Source organism: Shimia sp. R9_2 (assembly GCF_017743735.1).
Lineage (GTDB): Bacteria > Pseudomonadota > Alphaproteobacteria > Rhodobacterales > Rhodobacteraceae > Shimia.
Window position 1 is genome coordinate 265192 of record NZ_JAGHRO010000003.1, and the last position, 18224, is coordinate 283415.

The following is an 18224-nucleotide window of genomic DNA, read 5'->3' on the forward strand; positions in this document are numbered from 1 at the left end:
CTCAATCAATACTTGGCGCGTTGCTTAAAGGATCACTTGGGCAAAGGGAACCATGGATTGCACCCTCTGCGCTAACAGACGGTGCATCTGAGTATTTAGGCGCCGTATTGCCACGGAGCGGCCTGATAGCTGAAGCCATTCGCCGATTTCTGCACCTTGCCAAAGCCCGGGAAATTCAGATGCGCGCCGGTGACCAGCAGGTTGTCAGCGACGGCGCGGTCAAACATCTGCAGGCGGGTGTCGACGGTCTGTTTCGGATCTCCATCAAACGCGAGGGTGAGGCCGGGATTTGCGAACTGCAAGGCGGTCATATGCACGATGTCGCCCCAGAACAGCAATTGCTCTCCGCCGGATTGCAGGAGGTAGCCGGTGTGCCCGGGCGTGTGTCCCGGCATAGGTAGAGCGACCAGCCCCGTCAAAGGCTCCTGTTCCTTGGTATGAAACAACAGCTGATCCTTGTAAGGTGCCACACTGTTGCGCGCCAATTGGAAGAAGCCACGACTACCCTGAGGCACGCCGGCCATGATGGCGTCATCGTGCCAGAAGTTAAATTCGGTTTCAGAAACCGAGATCTGCGCATTAGGGAAAGCAGCGCTGCCATCAGTGTTGAGCAGCCCGCCAGCGTGGTCAGGGTGCATATGGGTCAGCGCAACGGCGTCGATGTCCATAGCGGACACCCCGATGGCCTCAAGGGCTGCGCCCATCGCGCCAAGCGTGTCTCCCATCAGATTGGCTGAGCCCGCGTCGATCAGGGTTTTTCTGGCACCTTGCTCCATCAGAAAGGCATTTACAGGAATGCGCACGCCGCCCGGCTGGAGCGTTTGCTGTGCTTTAGCCAGTGCGGAGGAAATGGCTGGTTCGTCAAAATCAGACAACAGCCCGGGTGCAGCGTCGAGATAGCCGTCCAAAAGTGCCGTCACAGTCGCCTCACCGACCGTGAAGCGCACAGTGGCTGGCAAGGCTTTGGCGGCGGGGCCTTTGGCGTGGAGTACTTTCGGCAGGCTGATCAATGCGGGGGCTGCCAATGAGGACATAAGGAAACGTCTGCGGGACAAAGACATAAGGAACTCCGATATCGGTCACAGGGGTTAATTCGCCAGCTTGTGCTGGTGATGATGAAATAGCACTGCTATTCTGGCGCAGTAGCGGGCTGCGCCTGATAGTTAATATAAGAGATGCTAATACCATGGATCGTCTGGGACTGCTGGAGACATTTGTAAGCGCGATTGCTGAGGGCAGCTTGTCTGCGGCGGGGCCGCATCGGGGGATCACCCAGTCTGCGGTGAGCCAACAGATCAGGCAGCTTGAGGCCGCCATGGGTCAGCAGCTTTTGCACCGCTCCCCCAATGGGGTTTCTGCAACGCGGGCAGGGGTGCTGGTCTGGGAACATGCGCTGAAGCTGCTTGAACGCCATGATCTGATGCTGGCGGAGCTTGATGCGCTTGGCAGCGAGGTTGCGGGAACCTTGCGGATCAGCGTGGGACATTTTCTTGGGCGCGAGGTTTTTGGGCCGGTTCTGATCGGGCTTGGAAAAGAACATGCCGAGCTGGATATTGTGCTAAAGCTGGAAGACCGTTTTGTGGATGTGGTGCGTGAAGGGTTTGATCTGGCCATTCGTGCCGGAAAGCTGGGTGAAACCTCAGGCTACGGCCGTAAGATAGCGGCGTTGGAGACGGTGTTTTTTGCAAGCCCAAGCTATCTGGATCAGCATGGGCGGCCGGAGAGGCCCGAAGACCTCAAGCGGCTCAAGTTCATTCAGCACCATGAGGACAAATCGCTGGGCTCGTTTTCAGTGACGCGGGACGGGATCGAATATCAGGCTCCGGTCCGGATCGGTTTCACCGCGGACGATCCCGACATCATTTTCAAAGCGGTGAAATCAGGGGCTGGCTACACGCGGGTCGCGCGCATGTTGATCCAGAAAGAGCTCGATGACGGTGTCTATGAAGAGATTTTGCCGGGCTTTGCTGCGCCGACAAAAGATTTGTTTGCGGTGACGCCGACGCGGATCATTCCAGGCTCCAAGGTCGAGCTGGTGATCAATACGTTTGTTGAGAAATTGGCCGCGATCCACAGGCAGGCGGTCGCGGCGAACACGAATAACAAACTGACCGCTTGACGCCGTCTTTGGCATTTCATAACCAAGCATCAGGCGGGCCTGTAGCTCAACGGTTAGAGCAGAGCGCTCATAACGCTTTGGTTGCGGGTTCAAATCCTGCCGGGCCTACCAAACACCGCCAGTCTTTCCCAAGCATCTAAAAAAGAAAACCTCTGCCAAAGGCGAAATGCCTTTGACGTGAGGATGTTGGCTGCCGCGCCTTTAGCGTGCGCGGCGATCCAGAGTGTTGTTTGCTGCGGCCACGCGAATGGTGCGTACACCTGCCATCTGCTGATCCGTCAGCACCACCGCGGTGGTGATCTCACGTGTCAGATCCGAGCCGCCGAGGATCGGGTTTGCGGGCGGGATCGCCAGAAAATCAAGCGTCAGCACGCCGCCGTCGACACCGCCGTCGCGTGCAATCAGGCGGGCATCATGGGTGCCGTGCACAGAGGAGACGCCAACCGCCATAACAAGCTGGCCTTCGGTCACGCGATGTACCTCAACATTGGAGACCTGCGTTACCGGCTGCCCGACGTAGGCGACAATCTCGTCGCGGGCAAAGATCGAGCGGCCGCCTTCTTCCTCCTCATCGGGAATCAGCGGGTTGCCTTCCACGACTTGGTTGCTTTTGCCGCTGCCATCAAACCAGTTGACCGGGTTGAGGCGGGATTGGCAGGCGGTCAAAGCCAAGGTGGAGGTCAGCAAAATCAGGACTGGAGTGCGCATCGATAAGCCTCATTCTTTGACACCATGGGTTATCCTATTCGTATTGGCTTGAAAAGCATGGATAGCGGGGCTGGACCTTTTGTGACTGTCCACTTAGGTGAAAGACAGACAGAAGGAGAGCCGACCCTATGGCTGCGCAAGCGTTTGAAGACATTGTCGAAGACTTCGAGTTCATCGAGGATTGGGAAGACCGCTATCGCTATGTGATCGAGCAGGGCAAGGATATGGCCCCGCTGGATGAAGCGCTGCGCGTGCCAGCGACCAAGGTGGATGGCTGCGCCAGTCAGGTTTGGCTTCACCCCAAGATCGAAGACGGTGTTTTCAGCTTTGAGGGCGCAAGCGACGCGATGATCGTGAGCGGTCTGATTGCGGTGTTGCGCAAACTCTACAACGGGCTGTCGCTGGCTGAGGTCTTGGCGGTGGATGCCCGCGCAGAAATGGAGCGGCTGGGGCTGAATGAGCATCTGTCTTCGCAACGTTCCAACGGATTGCGCGCGATGATTGAGCGTATCCGACTTGTGGCCGGTGAAGCAGCCTGATCCTTTGAACGCGCCCCAAAAGGGCGCTGCCTCCGGCGGGGAATTTTTTGGCAAGAGGAAGCCTGCGGGCTAAAGCGCGGCGGACTGCGCTTTGCTGCGATAGTGGTTGAGAATGTAGAGGCGGATGGCTGTGGCAAGGCCCGCCTCCAGATCGCGATCTGCATCAATTTGCGCCGCTAATTCGTTGATTGGAATTGATTTTTCCTCCGAGATTTCTCGGAAGGCGCGCCAGAAATCTTCTTCTAGAGAGACGCTCGTGCGGTGGCCGCGCAGGGTCAGCGAGCGTTTTTGAGGGCGGCTCATTCCGGATCTTTGCTGCGTTCTTTGCCGTCGAGATCCCGCTCGGACTTCTCCGCCTGTGCCTCTTCCAATTGTTTCTGCGCCTTGGTGCGTCCGAATTTTATAGCGTTCTCTTCTGCCAGCGCTTTTTGATCAGCGCGTGCGCGCGCTTTGCGGAATTTGTTCAGGTTGATAATCTCGGCCATGAACCCAAGGTATCGCGGCGTGCCTGATTTGCATAGAGGCCTTTGCATTTGATCCGAAACGCTTTTTGCACGCTTTTCAGAGGCCCATCACATCGAGAGACTTTGCGCAGGCCAAGCCGCCATCGGTGGCAAAGACCGGCGAAGAGGCGAGGGACAGGCCGCCAAGTACAAAGATGATCAGCAGAAAGAGTGGAGGAAGAAATTGACGTTTCATAGGACGCTCGTTGGTCAGGATATAGAGCTGATACGGGCGCGGCGTTGAATTCCGTCGCTGGTATTTGACATTTCCAAAAGAAAAGGCGGCCCGAAATGGACCGCCTTGATGTTGTTATGTCTGAGTGATCAGCCTTTGGGGCCGATCATTTGCTCTGGGCGCACAACAGCGTCAAAGGTTTCCGCGTCCACAAAGCCAAGCGCGATGGCTTCTTCTTTGAGGGTGGTGCCGTTTTTATGGGCAGTTTTGGCAACGGTGGTGGCGTTGTCATAGCCGATGGTTGGCGCAAGAGCGGTCACCAGCATGAGGCTTTCTTTCATCAGCTTGTCGATGCGTGGCTCGTTGGCTTTGATACCGTTGAGCATACGTTCGGTGAAGCTGTCGGCCACGTCACCCAGAAGCTGCATGGATTGCAACAGGTTGTAGCTCATCATCGGGTTGTAGACGTTAAGCTCGAAGTGGCCTTGAGACCCGGCAAAGGTCATCGCTGCGTTGTTGCCCATCACATGCGCGGCGACCTGTGTCATCGCTTCGGCCTGTGTTGGGTTCACTTTGCCCGGCATGATGGAGGAGCCTGGCTCGTTTTCCGGCAGGATCAGCTCGCCCAGACCAGAGCGTGGGCCGGAGCCGAGGAAGCGGATGTCGTTGGCGATTTTGTACATTGCACCAGCAACAGTGGCGAGCGCGCCGGACATGAAGACCATGGCGTCATGGGCCGCCAGTGCTTCAAATTTGTTTGGCGCAGTTACGAAGGGCAGGCCGGTAATTTCAGCCATGTTGGCCGCCACAGCTTCGCCCCAGCCTTTCTGGGTGTTCAGGCCGGTGCCAACGGCGGTGCCGCCTTGTGCCAGCTCGTAGATGCCCGGAAGTGCGGCTTCAACACGCGTGATGCCCTGACGGATCTGGTGGGCGTAGCCGCCAAATTCCTGACCCAGGGTGAGAGGGGTTGCGTCCTGGGTGTGGGTGCGGCCGATCTTGATGATGTCTTTGAACTCTTCGGCTTTCGCCTCAAGACCTTCGGCCAGTTTGGTGAGGCCGGGCAGCAGCACGTCGCGCGCGGTCATTGCAGCCGCAATGTGCATTGCGGTTGGGAATGTGTCGTTGGAGGACTGACCCATGTTGCAGTGATCGTTGGGGTGCACCGGATCTTTGGAGCCAATCACGCCGCCGAGGATTTCGATCGCGCGGTTTGCAATCACTTCGTTGGAGTTCATGTTGGACTGGGTGCCGGAGCCGGTCTGCCAGACAACGAGCGGGAAGTTGTCGTCAAACTTGCCTGCAACCACTTCGGAGGCTGCCTGGATCACCGCGTCCGCGATTTTCTCGTCCAGCTTTCCGGTGGCCTTGTTCTGCATGGCGCAGGCTTGTTTGATCACGCCAAGCGCGCGCACGATGGCGACCGGCTGCTTTTCCCAACCAATTGGGAAGTTCATGATCGAACGCTGGGTTTGTGCGCCCCAATATTTGTCAGAAGGAACTTCCAGCGGGCCAAAGCTGTCGGTTTCGGTGCGGGTATCTGCCATCGTGACCTCCGGTAAAATATGTCAGGAGTGTCATAGCGGAATGGGGCCAAAGTGCAATACAGTATACCGTGGGATACCGCTAACGCAGCTGTCAAACTTCAAGCAAACTGGTGCAAATTGGCGAAGCCCGCGACGATTGGCGCGGTGAGCCCTTACTTGCGGAAGCTGTCCAGTGAGACAACTTCGGCGTCTTTGCGGGGCTCTTCGACAATCTCTTCGAGGTTGATTTCCTCGGGCAGCTCGTCGAGCTCTTCATCTTCCAGCTCGTCTTCCTGCGTTTCAAAGCGCAGGCCAAATTCGACGGACGGGTCCACGAAGGTCTTGATGGCGTTGTAAGGAATATACAGAGGCTCAGGTGAGTCGCCGAAGTTCAGCGTGACCGCAAAGCCTTCGTCAGAGACTGTGAGATTGTCATACCAATGCTGCATCACCACGGTCATTTCGCCGGGGTAGCGATCTGCCAGCCATTCGGCGATCTCCACATCCGGGTGCTGTGTGTCAAAGGTGATGAAGAAGTGGTGCTCGCCCGGAAGTCCATTGGATTGCACGTCGGTCAGAACCGTCTGGATCAGACTGCGCATCGCGCGGTGCATAAGGTTTCCGTAGTCGATGGTTCCGGACATGGGCTAGCTCCGATGGTCTACAATTCCGACAATAGCTCATTGAGCGGGAAACGAAAGATGATGCATGTCAAAAAGTGCATCATATCCAACCCAAAGCTGTCGCGCTTGCGGCGCTGATAAACAGTGTTGTGAGGAGTGGCAACCGAAGGGTGAGCAGAGCGACGCCCGCGAGGACACAAAGGAGCGCGGCTTGCAGGTCAAAACTGGTTAGAACGGGCAGGGGGCCAAAGCCGGTTTGCACGGTTTCTCCAAACAGCAGATTGAGCGTGAACCACAGGCTCAAATTGAGGATCACGCCAAGAACCGCTGCCGAGATCAGGCTGAGGGCGTGGCTGAGGCGCGGCTCGGATAGGATGCGCGCAACATGCGGGGCACCTGCGAATATCCAAAGAAAACAAGGGATAAAGGTGCACCAGAGCGCTGTCAGCCCTGCGGTGAAGGCGAGCCATGGTCCGCCCTGCAAAGCGCCGGAAAGGGTTGCGACAAATTGGGTGACAAGAATCAGCGGGCCGGGAGTGGTTTCGGCAAGGCCGAGCGCATCCATCATCTGATCGGTCGACAGCCAGCCGAAGTCTTGCACCACGGTCTGCACCATGTAAGCGAGCAAGGCATAGGCGCCGCCAAAGCTGACGACCGCCAGTTTTGAAAAGAACAGCGCGACGTCTTTTAAGAAGCCTCCCTGCATCCACAGAAAGAGTGCGGGAGCGGCCCAAAGGCTGCCCCAGACCAGAATGGCCTTGAGCGACGTTGTGATGGGCTTGCCGCTGGATGGTGTCGGGCTTGCCGCGACATGTGTGCTGTCTTTGGACGGGATCAGAAAGCCGATTGCCGCAGCGATGAGAATGACCGCCGGAAAAGGAAGGAGAGCTGAGAAAAGTGCCAGAAAGCTTGCCAGAGCAACGGCGGTGTTTAGCTTGTTTGTCAGCACCTTGCGTGACAAACCTAACAGCGCTTGCAGAATGATCGCAACCACGGCGGCTTTGACACCCACAAAGGCGGCAGCGACCAGGGGCAAGTTGCCATAAGCGGCGTAGCCGGCTGCAAGGCAGAAGATAAGCGCCGCACCGGGCAGGACAAACAGACTGCCGGCGATGAGGCCGCCAAGAGCGCCGCGCAGTTTCCAGCCACAGAAAGTAGCGAGCTGCATGGCCTCGGGGCCGGGCAAAAGCATACAGAAGGAGAGCGCGCCAAGGAACTCGCGTTCCTCAAGCCAGGGGCGGCGCTCAACCAGTTCCTGATGCATCAAGCTGATTTGCGCCGCCGGACCACCAAAGGACAGCAGACCTATGCGTCCAAAAACGCGATAAAGATCGGAAAGAAGCGGCGTCTGTGACATGCGCTCATGGCTAGCGACGCGGGTCACAGATGCAAGAGATTCGTTTCAGTCTTAGGCGACCTTTTGTCCGGTCAGGCAGAGTGCGATGGTTTGCTCTGGCAGAAGGCCGAGCTGCTGGAAAAATCCAACCATATCAAAGTTGTTATAGGCTTCGACCATAACTTCGCCTTCAAAGCGGACGAAAAGCTGGCCAAAGCCTTTGATGCGGTCCCCGCCGGTCGGGTTGGCGATGCTCATGGTCCAGAGTGCTGCGGCCCAATCGCCATCGTCCATCACCTTGTCCACGGTCACGATCGGATCTTCGACCAGCGCCAGATACATGGTCGCCATTTCCCGGAAGTCGTCAGGGCCGACGCCAAAGCCGGGAAGAACCCCTTCGGCGGTGCTGTCCGGACGGAACATCTCGTCGATGGCGTCCATATCTTGTTCGACCCAAACCCGACGAAACCAGTCCTTGATGATTTGCTGCTTGTCCACAGTCATTGTTTCGTACCCTACTTTGTTATCCCCACGAACACGCTAGGTATTAAAGAGTAAGTGAAAGGTTAAAAAATTAGATCAAAAGGTGGCGAAAATGTGTTTTTTGCACCTGACACCGCCTTTGAAGATCTAAGTTCTTAGTAGCCACTCGCCAAGGTTGAGCCATTAACCAATTTCACGTTGGATTCCAAAGCTCTCGTCAGGTTTGTGGGTAGTGTCTTAACCTAAATTAGGTGCAGGTTTCTGTTGCCAGGTACCTGCGAACCCCGCCTGAAGCTGCAAGCGTCAGGGCTTAAAGTTCGGTGTTAGGCACTGCTTACGCAGCGACTGCTACCGGTGCACGATTGTCATTTGCAATTGTACGATTTTCGCCGATAACGGTGGCAGACAGCCGAGACAAAGCTAACTTCTTTAGACGTCCGTCGATCCTATTTCGTCCCCATGATCCCCAAATGAAGGATGTTTGGTGGAGACGCCGGGTACCGCCCCCGGGTCCGATCCGTTTATTACAAGCGCGTTTATGTCCATAGTCCCCGAGGAGACACCCTTTAGATAGTCCGGAGCCGTTGCGTGTGCAAGCGGGTGTTAACGAGTTTTTTCTGCGTCGGTATTGCGTCTGTATTGCGGCTGTATCGCGGCGGTGCGAATTTCGGTCGGCTGAATTGTGTTAATCGACCGTACGTTGCGCCGCCGCTGGCAAGTTAAGCGGCGTAGGACGCATCCCAGAAGGCGCGCTCCAGTTTGGCGGCGCGCAGAAACAGCGCCTCCACTTCTGCTTTGGCCTCATCAGACAGCGTTGCCCAAACCGCATCCAACTGGCCGCGCAGATAGTCCACCACGCCTTCGAAGCCTTCGCCCGCGTGCAGGGTGATCCACTCGGCAAAATAAAACGGCAGATCCTCTTTGGGCGGGTTCACCGGGGTGGCCCAGCTGAGGTAGACCCATTCAGCGACCACGAGCACCGCCAGCATCAGCTCATAGCGGCCCGATGCCGCGGCCTCTGCCATCAGCGCGATGAAACCTTCGGTGGGGGCAGCAGGCGGCGGGGTCTGGGCGGCTTCGTCCATGCCCAGCGCCTCAAAGGAGCGCAGGAAGTAGGTGTTTTCCGGACCTGTGACCAAAGCCAGAAACTGCGCCGCTGGAACAGAATCAGCGAGTGACGGCGCATGGGCAATGGCGCTGGCTAAGAGCCGCACAAAGCCGTCGATGAACTGGTAGTCCTGCGCCAGATACCAGCGCATCTTGTCCAGATCCAATGTGCCCTCTGCAAGCTCTGCGCAAAACGGGTGGGTTGTGGCGGCGATCCAGTCTTCTCCGGCAAGCTCTCGCAGATGATCAGTGGGGCGCATGGGGGTCTCCTGTCCGTCGGGCGTTTTGCCCCGTTTTGGCGGAGAAAAGCGTTTGACGCGGCAAACCGCAAGCAGGTTTTAGCGGCGACGGCGCGGGCGGCATACCCGAACGTCCCAAAGCACCCAGAGGGTGATGGCAAGTACGGCTATGCAGGTGAGCCATTTTGAAACCGTGCCCATGGTGCCCTCGATCAGAAGCGCATGCACCACGGTGGAGATCACGATGATCAGGGCCAGCGTGTTGTGCAGGATCGACCAATGCAGAAACCGCAGCGGCAGGCGCTGGCGCAGCGTGACCAACAGCGCGGTGACGATCAGCCCATAAAAGGCAATCGCGCCATAGAGCGAAAATGGCGTAGGCGCGACCAGCAGGAGCGCATCCAAAGCATCCGGCGGGCTGGTCAGATAGAGCCCTCCAATGTGCACGGCCACGGCGATCAGGATCAGGCTGCCCGTGGCGCGGTGCCAGAGGCGGGCGCTGCGCGGGCGCAGTCCGGGTAGCTGGTTGGCCGCCAGCAAAGGTTGCACAAAAAACAGCAGCAGCGCGATGATGCCCGCAAACCCGGCCAGGATATAGGCGAGGTTGCGATAGGCGAGATAGGGGCTTTGGGAGGCTATGATCAACGGCAACAGCAAGGCCATGCCAAGCGCACTCCAGATGAGCGCGGCCTTGCTAGGCGTGGCTATGGGCTTCTCTGTCACTTCTGCCATGCTAGGCGGGCTGCAGCACAAAATCGACGGTGAGCGAGGTGTCTTGCGCGCTTGGCATCACCGGGCGCAGGAAGAGTGTTTTATACGCACTGTCGTCATAAGCGAGATGGGCATGCGGCTCTCCGAAGTTTGGCACGATCTGCTCCATCTCCAGACTGTAGCTGCCGTCCGCGCGGGTCAGTACCGAGCCGTGATTGCGCGGCTCACGTTCTCCGCCAAGCGTGGTTGCGGCCCAGATCTGGATGCGGGTGTTGGCAACCGGTGCGCCGTTGCCAGCGCGCAGAACGGTGCCGGAGACAATGAAACCTGAGCCGAGACGATCGACCAGCGGCGCATTGGGGCGATAGTTGTTTGAGCCGCCGCGCATGGTTTGGGTGGGTCTTAGACCTGCGGCCTGCGCGGGGGACACAAGGCCTACCGCCAGTGCTGTGCCAGCAAGACCCGCCCCGATGAGAAAGCGGCGGCGGTTGTAGTAGGGGGTATTCATGAGGAGGCTCCTTTCTCGAAAAGAACAGGTGCGGTCCTCAAAAGTGTGCCACAGCCCTGCAAGGAGAGTGCACACAAATTCGTGAGCTGCCTTGGAAAGGCAGGAGATGGCTTATCGCTCTGATTGCGCCTTGGCAGCGGCGCGGGCGGCCATGGCCTCTTCTCCAAGGGTCAGGGTATAGGCCGTGAGTTCAGCGAGCGCGGTGTCTGCGGCGGCGCCGTCCTGAGCCTCCAGAGCGTCTGCGATGCGGGTGTGCAAACCGATGATCACATCGCGGTTGCGCTGGGTGAAGGTGATCATGTTCATCAGGGGCTGCATCGCCTCAACTGCGCCGGCCAGTTGATAAGACAGCACCGGATTGGAAGCCCCATCCACCAGCGCGCGGTGAAAGGCCACGTCTGAATCACAAAACCGCTCGTCTGACAGGCCGGGCTGGGCCTGACGATGGATTTCGGCGCGCATGGTGGCCAGATGGTCCGGGGTGCGGCGTTTCGCTGATAGGCGCGCGCAGGCGCGCTCCAGCGCAAAGCGGGCCTCACAGGCGGTTTCAAAATCCACCGCATTCATGGAGAGCAAAAGCGTGCTGGTTGTGATATGCTGGGCAAAGGCTTCGTCATATGACAGCCTGCGCACAAAGGCCCCGCCGGAGGCGCCACGCTGTGTGCGGATCAGATTTTGCGCGGCCAGACGTTTGAGCGCTTCACGCACCGTGGGGCGGGAAACCTGAAACTGATCTGCCAGTTCTGCCTCTGAGGGCAGGCGCTCATCCACGATCATCTCCCCCGAAATGATGGCATCCCGGATCGATTTGGCGATTTGCGCCGAAAGGTCGGCGGAGCTTTTGGGGTCAATTTTCATTTGTCTGACATTTAATGTTTGCTGCACCTTCAATTGTCTGACATTAAATAGGGAAATGCACGAGTCGCCAAGGGAGGGGAGATGTCGCGCTTTGATTTTCTTTCCGTAAGAAGCATTTTATGGCTGAGTTTCTTTGTAGCCATTCTGGCCGCATGGTGGGTCATGTACGATATGGCCATGTCGATGGACGTGGATCTGATCGGGCGTCCCGGAGAGATGGGCGCGCGTATGGCGGCGATGGATCCGCGCATGCCGATGTATATGCCGATGGCGAATTTCGGCCCGCTGTTCGTGATGTGGGCGGTGATGATGGCGGCGATGATGCTGCCGACCATGGTGCCCACATTGACCAATTATCAGCGCCTGATGACCTCTGCGGATGGCAGCTGGGGCGGCTGGGTTGGCGTTTTGCTGGGCTATTTGATTGTCTGGGTGGCCTTTGCGGCGGTGATCACCGGGGTGCAGCTTGCTCTGCTGTTTGGCGGCGTGATCGACATGCTCGGCATTGCGAAAAGCCCCTGGGTCTCGGCAGGTCTGCTGATCGTCGTGGGCGCGTTTCAATTCACCCGTGCCAAAGAGGTGTGCCATGGAGTGTGCCACAGCCCGATGACCTATTTCCTTGGCCACTGGCGCACCGGTTTTGACGGTGGGCTGCGCATGGGGCTTGGGCTTGGGGCCTTTTGTGTCGGCTGCTGCTGGGGCTTTATGGCGCTGGGTTTTGTCGGCGGTGTGATGAGCCTGTTGTGGATGGGCCTCGCCACGCTTTTCATGGTGCTTGAGAAACTGCCACAGATTGGCCATCGGGTGACCAAACCCATGGGCGTGGCGCTGATTGCTGGGGGTGGCGTTCTGATCGCCATGCCAAGCTTGTTTTATGGAGGATAAACATGGCTTTGGAGCGTAAACCTGACGCAGAAAAACTGCCGGTGTCACAGCGGATCGACAACCGGATGAGCAACCCCAAGCGCCGTAAGATGACGCCGACGGAATGGGCGATCAAAGGCGAGTTGATCCTGAACTGTTCCTGCACCGTATTTTGCCCCTGCGTGGTCTCACTGGGTCAGCATCCGCCCACCGAAGGCGACTGTAAGGCCTGGATGGCGATTGCCATTGATGAGGGACATTATGAGGGCGAAGACCTGAGCGGGCTGAATGTGGGTCTGATGGTCTATATCCCGGGCAAGATGGCCGAGGGTGATTGGCGTGTGGCGGCCTATGTGGATGAGCGCGCCAGCGGCAAGGCCTATAACGGTCTGTTGCAGATTTTCTCGGGTCAAGCGGGCGGCACCACGGGCCTCTTTACCATGCTGGTGAGCGACATCTTCTCCGCTGAGCGCGAAAAGGTCGACATCATTCGGGATGGCAAGAAGCGTGCGCTCTATGTGGGTCGCAAAATTCAGGGTGAGGTGGAGATGCTGGAGGGTTCTAGCCCGGATCATCCGGTGATGATTTCCAACTCCAAATACTGGATGGGGCCGGACATCATTGCCGCTGTGGGCACGAAGTCCAAAGTGCGCGACTTTGGCCGGGTCTGGGACTTTGGCGGCAAATCCGCAGAGATCTGCCCGATTGACTGGAAAGGCCCGCGGTAATGATTTCGCCTGCGTACTGTCAGATGATGGCGCGTTATAATGCTTGGCAAAACAGTCAGTTGCGCAATGTTTGCGACACTTTGAGCGATGCAGAGCTGCGCGAGGATCGCGGGGCATTTTTTGGATCGATCATGGCGACGCTGAACCACATTCTGTGGGGCGATACCCTGTGGATCAGCCGTCTGGACGGGGGCGCAGGGCCCAAATGGCCTGCCAAACAGCACGCGGATCTCTGTGCGACCTATGCTCTTTGGTCTGAAGAGCGCTTGGCCGTGGACCGGCGGATCGCCGCGTGGGCCGAGGCGCTGCGCGCGGAGGATCTGGAAGGCGATCTGAAATGGCACGCCCAAATGCTGAACGCGGATATGCAAAAACCGGTTGCGCAATGTGTGGTGCAACTTTTTAACCACCAGACCCATCACCGTGGCCAGATCCATGCCATGCTGACCAGCATTGGACATGATCCCGGCGATACAGATGTGGCGTTGTTGCCGGAGGGCGCGACATGGCTTTGATTTCTCCATCCCGGCGCCTGCGCCGCACGCCGTTCTCCGACGGTGTCGAAGCTGCCGGTGTGAAAGCCTACACCGTTTACAACCGTATGCTTCTGCCGACGGTGTTCCGTTCGGTTGAGGAAGATTACCGTCACCTTAAGACTGCGGTACAAGTCTGGGATGTGGCCGTGGAGCGGCAGGTGGAACTGCGTGGACCGGATGCCGGACGTCTGATGCAGATGCTGACCCCACGCGATCTACGCTCGATGTTGCCAGGCCAGTGTTTCTATGTGCCGATAGTCGATGAGACCGGCGGAATGCTGAATGATCCGGTGGCGGTGAAGCTGGCTGAAGACCGCTGGTGGATTTCCATTGCCGACAGTGATCTGCTGTTCTGGGTCAAGGGCATTGCCTATGGCTATCGTCTGGATGTGCTGGTGGATGAGCCGGATGTGAGCCCGCTGGCGGTGCAAGGCCCCAAGGCCGAAGAGCTGATGGTGCGGGTGTTTGGCGACAAGATCCGTGACGTGAAATTTTTCCGCTTTGGCTGGTTTGATTTTCAGGGCCGCAATCTGGTGGTGGCGCGCTCGGGCTACTCCAAACAGGGCGGGTTTGAGATCTATGTGGAAGGCAGCGACATTGGCATGCCCCTGTGGAACGCGCTTATGGAAGCGGGCAAGGATCTGGATGTGCACGCGGGCTGTCCCAATCTGATTGAACGGATTGAGGGCGGATTGCTGAGCTATGGCAATGACATGACCGATGACAACACGCCCCATGAATGCGGGCTTGGGCGGTTCTGTAACACAAACACCGCGATTGGCTGTGTCGGGCGCGATGCATTGTTGCGGGTGGCACAGGAAGGGCCGGTGCGTCAGATCCGGCCGATTGAAATCCATGGGGAGGCCGTGCCGCCCTGTGACCGGCTCTGGCCGGTGATGGATGGAGATCAGCATGTGGGCAATGTGAGCAGTGCAGCCTGGTCGCCGGACTTTAACACCAATGTGGCCATCGGCATGGTGCGCATGACCCATTGGAATGGCGGTACCGAGCTGGATGTACTGACACCGGATGGGGTGCGTGCGGTCACGGTCTGGGAAGCTTTCTGGAGCTGACACCTGCGGCGGAGGTTGAATGCCTCCGGCGGGGATATTTTGAGAATGAGAAACCTGAAATGACATGCGCCTAGGGCGTTTGGCGCAACAGTTAGGAGAGATGAGATGTTTAAGGCATTGGTGATGACGCAGGGTGAGGATGGTCTTGCCAGCGGGGCCATTCAGGAGCTGGATGAGAGCCAGCTGCCTGAAGGAAATGTGACCGTTGCGGTGGAATATTCCACGGTGAACTACAAAGACGGGCTGTGCCTGTCCCCCAAAGGCGGCGGGCTGGTGCGCGCCTATCCGCATGTGCCGGGCATTGATTTTGCCGGCACCGTGGAGAGCTCTGAGGATGAGCGCTACAAGCCGGGCGACAAGGTTGTGCTGACCGGCTGGCGCGTGGGTGAGGTGCATTGGGGCGGCTACGGCCAGAAAGCCCGTGTAAAAGCCGATTGGCTGGTGCCGCTGCCGGAAGGGCTGAGCACCAAACAGGCCATGGCTGTGGGCACGGCGGGCTTTACCTCCATGCTGTCGGTGATGGCGCTTGAGGATCACGGTGTGACACCTGAGAAAGGTCCGGTTCTGGTGACCGGTGCGGCGGGGGGCGTTGGCTCTGTGGCCGTGGCGATTTTGGCCAACCTTGGGTATGAGGTGGCCGGTGTCACCGGGCGTCCAGAGACAGCTGACTATCTGAAATCGCTGGGCGTGAGCCAGATTGTGGCGCGTGAGGAGCTGAATGAAACCGTGAAACGCCCACTGGAAACAGAGACATGGGCAGGGTGTGTTGACGCCGTGGGTGGCGAGATGCTGGCGCGGGTGCTGGGCCAGATGAAATATGGCGGCTCGGTTGCCGCTGTGGGTCTTGCCGGTGGTGCAGGTCTGCCTGCAACCGTGATCCCCTTCCTGCTGCGCGGTGTGAACCTCTTAGGCATCGACTCTGTGATGCGTCCGTATGAAGACCGCGTGCGCGCCTGGCAGCGGATTGCCAGCGATCTGCCGATGGAGAAGCTGGAAGCAATGGTGAAGCCTGCGAATTTGTCGGATCTGCCGCAACTGGGCGCCGATATTCTCAAAGGTCAGGTTCAGGGGCGTGTCGTGGTGGATGTGAACACCTAACACACACCGAGAGTGAACGTATCAGGGCATCCCTCCGGGGGTGCCTTTTCTTTTTTGAGGAGAATCATATTCATATAATTGAATGTATATGATTTCGATCAAAGGCGCGGAGATCGCTTTGTGGTGCTGTGACATCCAGAAATGTCTCCGCATTATCCCTTTGCGGGCATCTGTCTGATTTATGGATGAAAGGATGTCATTGTGACCCGATTGAAAACACACCTTGCGACCGCTGCCACTGCTCTTTGTCTTTATGCTAGCGCTGCGGCAGCGCAGGAGGCGCCAAAGCTGGTGACCATTCTGACCGAGGCCGAACCGCAGACGCAGTTGATGGCGATGGTGTTGACGCTTCAGGCGGCGAAACAGGGGGCGGCTCCGCATGTGTTGCTGTGTGATGCGGGCGGTGCGCTGGCGCTGAAAGATGCGCCGGAGAGCGCCACTGCCGGGCAACCGCCGATGGATGTGAGTCCTCAAGGGCTGATGCAGAAGATCATGACCTTGCCCGGCGCAAAGGTTGAGGTCTGCGCGCTTTATTTGCCGGGGTTGGGGCAGGGGCCGGAGATCCTTCTGGAGGGTGTGGGTGTCGCCAAACCCGCTGCCATGGCGCAGGCGATGATGGCGGCGGATGCGCGTATGAGCTTCTGATCCGCCCGCGCGGCTTTTTGTTCACCTCCCATGTCGGGTGCGGTTGCAAATCGGCTTGCACTCGGGGGGTGGCAGAGGCACCTTGGCGGCCAACGAACACCACCACAGCGGAGCGGCGTGGCCATGTCTTATGACAGCGACAATATTTTTGCAAAAATCCTGCGGGGCGAAATCCCGAGCGAGAAACTTTATGAGGATGAAGACACCTATGTGTTTATGGACATCATGCCGCGCGCGGATGGCCATTGTCTGGTGATCCCGAAAACGCCTTGCCGCAATATGCTGGACGCAACACCCGAACAGCTCGCCGCCTGTCTGAAAACGGTTCAGAAGATGGGCCATGCGGTGATGAAGGCGTTTGATGCGGATGGTGTGACCGTTCAGCAATTCAATGAGGCCGCAGGCGGGCAGGAGGTGTTCCACCTGCACTATCACGTGTTGCCGCGCCATGAAGGTGTGGGCGTGCGCCCGCCGGGCACCATGGCCGATTTTGACGTGCTGAAGGCGCAGGCCGATAAGATACGGGCCGCGCTGGCTTAATCTGTTTTGGCGGGGCGCATCCCCGCTTGACCTTCCCCTGCATCAAGGCTCTTCTCTGACGCAATCAAAAGTGGAGAGCCCTGATGCTTGATGTGGAGTTTGTACGCAGCCAGTTCCCGGCCTTTGGCGAGGATGCGCTGAAGGGGCAGGCGTTTTTCGAGAATGCCGGGGGCAGCTACACCTGCGCGCCCGTGATCGAGCGGCTCACACGGTTTTACCGCGAACGTAAGGTGCAGCCCTATGCGCCTTACCGCGCCTCAGAGCTGGCGGGAGCGGAGATGGATGAGGCGCGTGCGCGCCTTGCCGCTGTGATGGGGGTGGACACCGACGAGGTGTCCTTTGGCCCGTCCAGCACGCAAAACACCTATGTTCTTGCGCAGGCCTTTCGTCAGTGGATGGACCCAGGGGATGCCATCATCGTCACGAACCAAGACCATGAGGCGAACAGCGGCCCCTGGCGGCGCCTGGCGGATGAGGGCATCGAAGTGCGCGAATGGAGCATTGATCCTGAAAGCGGGCATCTGGACCTTGAGGCGCTGTCTGAACTGCTTGATGATCGTGTGCGGCTGGTGTGTTTTCCGCATTGCTCCAATGTGGTTGGGGAGATCAATCCGGTGGCCGAGATCACGGCGCTTGCGCATGCGGCGGGGGCGTTTGTCTGTGTCGATGGCGTGAGCTATGCGCCTCACGGGTTGCCGGATGTGGGCGCGATGGGGCCTGATATCTATCTTTTCTCCAGCTACAAGACCTATGGTCCGCATCAGGGGATCATGGTGATCCGGCGCACGCTGGGGGAGCTTTTGCCCAATCAGGCGCATTACTTCAACGCGGGCACGCTTGACAAACGGTTCACACCGGCAGGTCCGGATCACGCGCAGGTCGCGGCCTGTGCCGGAATGGTGGACTACTTTGAGGCGCTGGCCGCCCACCATGGGGTGATGGGCAGCACCGCAGCGGCAACTGGGTCAGCGGTGCATGATCTGATGAGAGATCATGAAATCAAGCTCTTACAGCCGCTTCTTGATTTTGCGTCCACACGCAATTCAGTGCGTCTTTTAGGCCCCAAAGATGCGGAAAACCGCGCGCCAACCGTTGCGATGGTTGCGCAAGCGCCCGGTGCTGCCCTGGCCGAACGGCTGGCGGCGCATGATATCATGGCGGGGGGCGGAGATTTCTACGCGGTGCGCGCGCTGGAGGGCATGAATGTGGATGTGATCCATGGTGTTTTGCGGGTCAGCTTCGTGCATTACACCTCTGAACAGGAGGTCTCAAGGCTGATTGACGCGCTGGACGCGGTTTTGTGAAGAT

Annotated in this window: 23 protein-coding genes, 1 tRNA gene and 1 other RNA gene; 11 read left to right on the forward strand and 14 right to left on the reverse strand. The window is 58.3% G+C overall.

Annotated features, from left to right (window positions below; all coding sequences use genetic code 11):
- Positions 1 to 95: 95 nt before the first annotated feature.
- Entirely contained in the window at positions 96 to 1034 is a 939-nt protein-coding gene (locus tag J7400_RS09865) for an MBL fold metallo-hydrolase (RefSeq protein WP_247738730.1), read from the reverse strand.
- 152 nt (positions 1035 to 1186) lie between these two features.
- On the opposite strand from J7400_RS09865, the gene J7400_RS09870 reads away from it, so the two are divergent.
- Both J7400_RS09870 and J7400_RS09875 read left to right on the forward strand, forming a co-directional pair.
- Complete coding sequence (locus J7400_RS09870) at positions 1187 to 2119, forward strand: LysR family transcriptional regulator (protein ID WP_209062629.1); 933 nt, start codon at positions 1187 to 1189, stop codon at positions 2117 to 2119.
- 35 nt (positions 2120 to 2154) lie between these two features.
- Positions 2155 to 2230: transfer RNA gene (locus tag J7400_RS09875), tRNA-Ile, on the forward strand.
- Positions 2231 to 2320: 90 nt separating this feature from the next.
- On the opposite strand, the gene J7400_RS09880 is transcribed toward J7400_RS09875, so the two are convergent.
- A complete protein-coding gene (locus J7400_RS09880) occupies positions 2321 to 2827 on the reverse strand; it encodes a hypothetical protein (protein WP_209062631.1) in 507 nt (168 codons plus the stop codon).
- 128 nt (positions 2828 to 2955) lie between these two features.
- On the opposite strand from J7400_RS09880, the gene J7400_RS09885 reads away from it, so the two are divergent.
- A complete protein-coding gene (locus J7400_RS09885; protein ID WP_209062633.1) occupies positions 2956 to 3366 on the forward strand; it encodes a SufE family protein in 411 nt (136 codons plus the stop codon).
- 69 nt (positions 3367 to 3435) lie between these two features.
- Here J7400_RS09885 and J7400_RS09890 read toward each other — a convergent pair whose 3' ends face one another.
- The 12 genes from J7400_RS09890 to J7400_RS09945 all read right to left on the reverse strand — a co-directional run bounded on the left by J7400_RS09890 (position 3436) and on the right by J7400_RS09945 (position 11432).
- A complete protein-coding gene (locus J7400_RS09890; protein WP_209062635.1) occupies positions 3436 to 3669 on the reverse strand; it encodes a ribbon-helix-helix domain-containing protein in 234 nt (77 codons plus the stop codon).
- Positions 3666 to 3851 carry a DUF4169 family protein gene (locus J7400_RS09895; RefSeq protein WP_209062637.1) on the reverse strand — a complete coding sequence of 62 codons (186 nt, stop codon included), beginning with the start codon at positions 3849 to 3851 and terminating at the stop codon, positions 3666 to 3668. The genes J7400_RS09890 and J7400_RS09895 overlap by 4 nt, the downstream gene beginning before the upstream one ends.
- A gap of 76 nt (positions 3852 to 3927) precedes the next feature.
- Entirely contained in the window at positions 3928 to 4065 is a 138-nt protein-coding gene (locus J7400_RS09900) for a hypothetical protein (protein WP_209062639.1), read from the reverse strand.
- Between the two features lie 128 nt (positions 4066 to 4193).
- Entirely contained in the window at positions 4194 to 5588 is a 1395-nt protein-coding gene (gene fumC / locus J7400_RS09905) for a class II fumarate hydratase (protein ID WP_209062640.1), read from the reverse strand.
- Positions 5589 to 5740: 152 nt separating this feature from the next.
- Positions 5741 to 6211, reverse strand: a complete 471-nt coding sequence (locus J7400_RS09910) for a ClpXP protease specificity-enhancing factor SspB (protein ID WP_209062642.1) — start codon at positions 6209 to 6211, stop codon at positions 5741 to 5743.
- 79 nt (positions 6212 to 6290) lie between these two features.
- Entirely contained in the window at positions 6291 to 7547 is a 1257-nt protein-coding gene (chrA, locus tag J7400_RS09915) for a chromate efflux transporter (RefSeq protein ID WP_209062644.1), read from the reverse strand.
- A gap of 51 nt (positions 7548 to 7598) precedes the next feature.
- Positions 7599 to 8030 (reverse strand): nuclear transport factor 2 family protein, encoded by a 432-nt coding sequence (locus J7400_RS09920; RefSeq protein ID WP_209062646.1) that lies wholly within the window; start codon positions 8028 to 8030, stop codon positions 7599 to 7601.
- A gap of 229 nt (positions 8031 to 8259) precedes the next feature.
- Positions 8260 to 8609: a transfer-messenger RNA gene (ssrA, locus tag J7400_RS09925) on the reverse strand.
- Positions 8610 to 8728: 119 nt separating this feature from the next.
- A complete protein-coding gene (locus tag J7400_RS09930) occupies positions 8729 to 9376 on the reverse strand; it encodes a TenA family protein (protein ID WP_209062648.1) in 648 nt (215 codons plus the stop codon).
- Between the two features lie 78 nt (positions 9377 to 9454).
- Positions 9455 to 10087: a ferric reductase-like transmembrane domain-containing protein gene (locus J7400_RS09935; RefSeq protein WP_209062650.1), complete on the reverse strand. Its 633-nt coding sequence runs from the start codon at positions 10085 to 10087 to the stop codon at positions 9455 to 9457.
- Between the two features lies 1 nt (position 10088).
- The gene (locus J7400_RS09940; protein WP_209062652.1) at positions 10089 to 10574 is read right to left on the reverse strand and encodes a twin-arginine translocation signal domain-containing protein; all 486 of its coding nucleotides are present in this window, start codon (positions 10572 to 10574) and stop codon (positions 10089 to 10091) included.
- Positions 10575 to 10685: 111 nt separating this feature from the next.
- Positions 10686 to 11432: a FadR/GntR family transcriptional regulator gene (locus tag J7400_RS09945; protein WP_209062654.1), complete on the reverse strand. Its 747-nt coding sequence runs from the start codon at positions 11430 to 11432 to the stop codon at positions 10686 to 10688.
- Positions 11433 to 11513: 81 nt separating this feature from the next.
- Here J7400_RS09945 and J7400_RS09950 point away from each other — a divergent pair, with 81 nt between their 5' ends.
- The 8 genes from J7400_RS09950 to J7400_RS09985 all read left to right on the forward strand — a co-directional run bounded on the left by J7400_RS09950 (position 11514) and on the right by J7400_RS09985 (position 18220).
- Positions 11514 to 12317 (forward strand): DUF2182 domain-containing protein, encoded by an 804-nt coding sequence (locus tag J7400_RS09950; RefSeq protein WP_209062656.1) that lies wholly within the window; start codon positions 11514 to 11516, stop codon positions 12315 to 12317.
- Between the two features lie 2 nt (positions 12318 to 12319).
- Complete coding sequence (locus tag J7400_RS09955) at positions 12320 to 13024, forward strand: DUF1326 domain-containing protein (RefSeq protein WP_209062658.1); 705 nt, start codon at positions 12320 to 12322, stop codon at positions 13022 to 13024.
- The gene (locus tag J7400_RS09960; protein WP_209062660.1) at positions 13024 to 13539 is read left to right on the forward strand and encodes a DinB family protein; all 516 of its coding nucleotides are present in this window, start codon (positions 13024 to 13026) and stop codon (positions 13537 to 13539) included. The genes J7400_RS09955 and J7400_RS09960 overlap by 1 nt, the downstream gene beginning before the upstream one ends.
- Complete coding sequence (locus tag J7400_RS09965) at positions 13530 to 14633, forward strand: dimethylsulfoniopropionate demethylase (protein WP_209062662.1); 1104 nt, start codon at positions 13530 to 13532, stop codon at positions 14631 to 14633. Before J7400_RS09960 ends, J7400_RS09965 begins: the two co-directional genes overlap by 10 nt.
- A 105-nt stretch (positions 14634 to 14738) precedes the next feature.
- Positions 14739 to 15731 (forward strand): acryloyl-CoA reductase, encoded by a 993-nt coding sequence (acuI, locus tag J7400_RS09970; protein ID WP_209062665.1) that lies wholly within the window; start codon positions 14739 to 14741, stop codon positions 15729 to 15731.
- A 201-nt stretch (positions 15732 to 15932) separates the two neighbouring features.
- Entirely contained in the window at positions 15933 to 16376 is a 444-nt protein-coding gene (locus J7400_RS09975; RefSeq protein ID WP_348540162.1) for a hypothetical protein, read from the forward strand.
- Between the two features lie 123 nt (positions 16377 to 16499).
- Positions 16500 to 16916: an HIT family protein gene (locus J7400_RS09980; RefSeq protein ID WP_209062667.1), complete on the forward strand. Its 417-nt coding sequence runs from the start codon at positions 16500 to 16502 to the stop codon at positions 16914 to 16916.
- 80 nt (positions 16917 to 16996) lie between these two features.
- Complete coding sequence (locus tag J7400_RS09985; RefSeq protein WP_209063044.1) at positions 16997 to 18220, forward strand: aminotransferase class V-fold PLP-dependent enzyme; 1224 nt, start codon at positions 16997 to 16999, stop codon at positions 18218 to 18220.
- Positions 18221 to 18224: the final 4 nt, after the last annotated feature.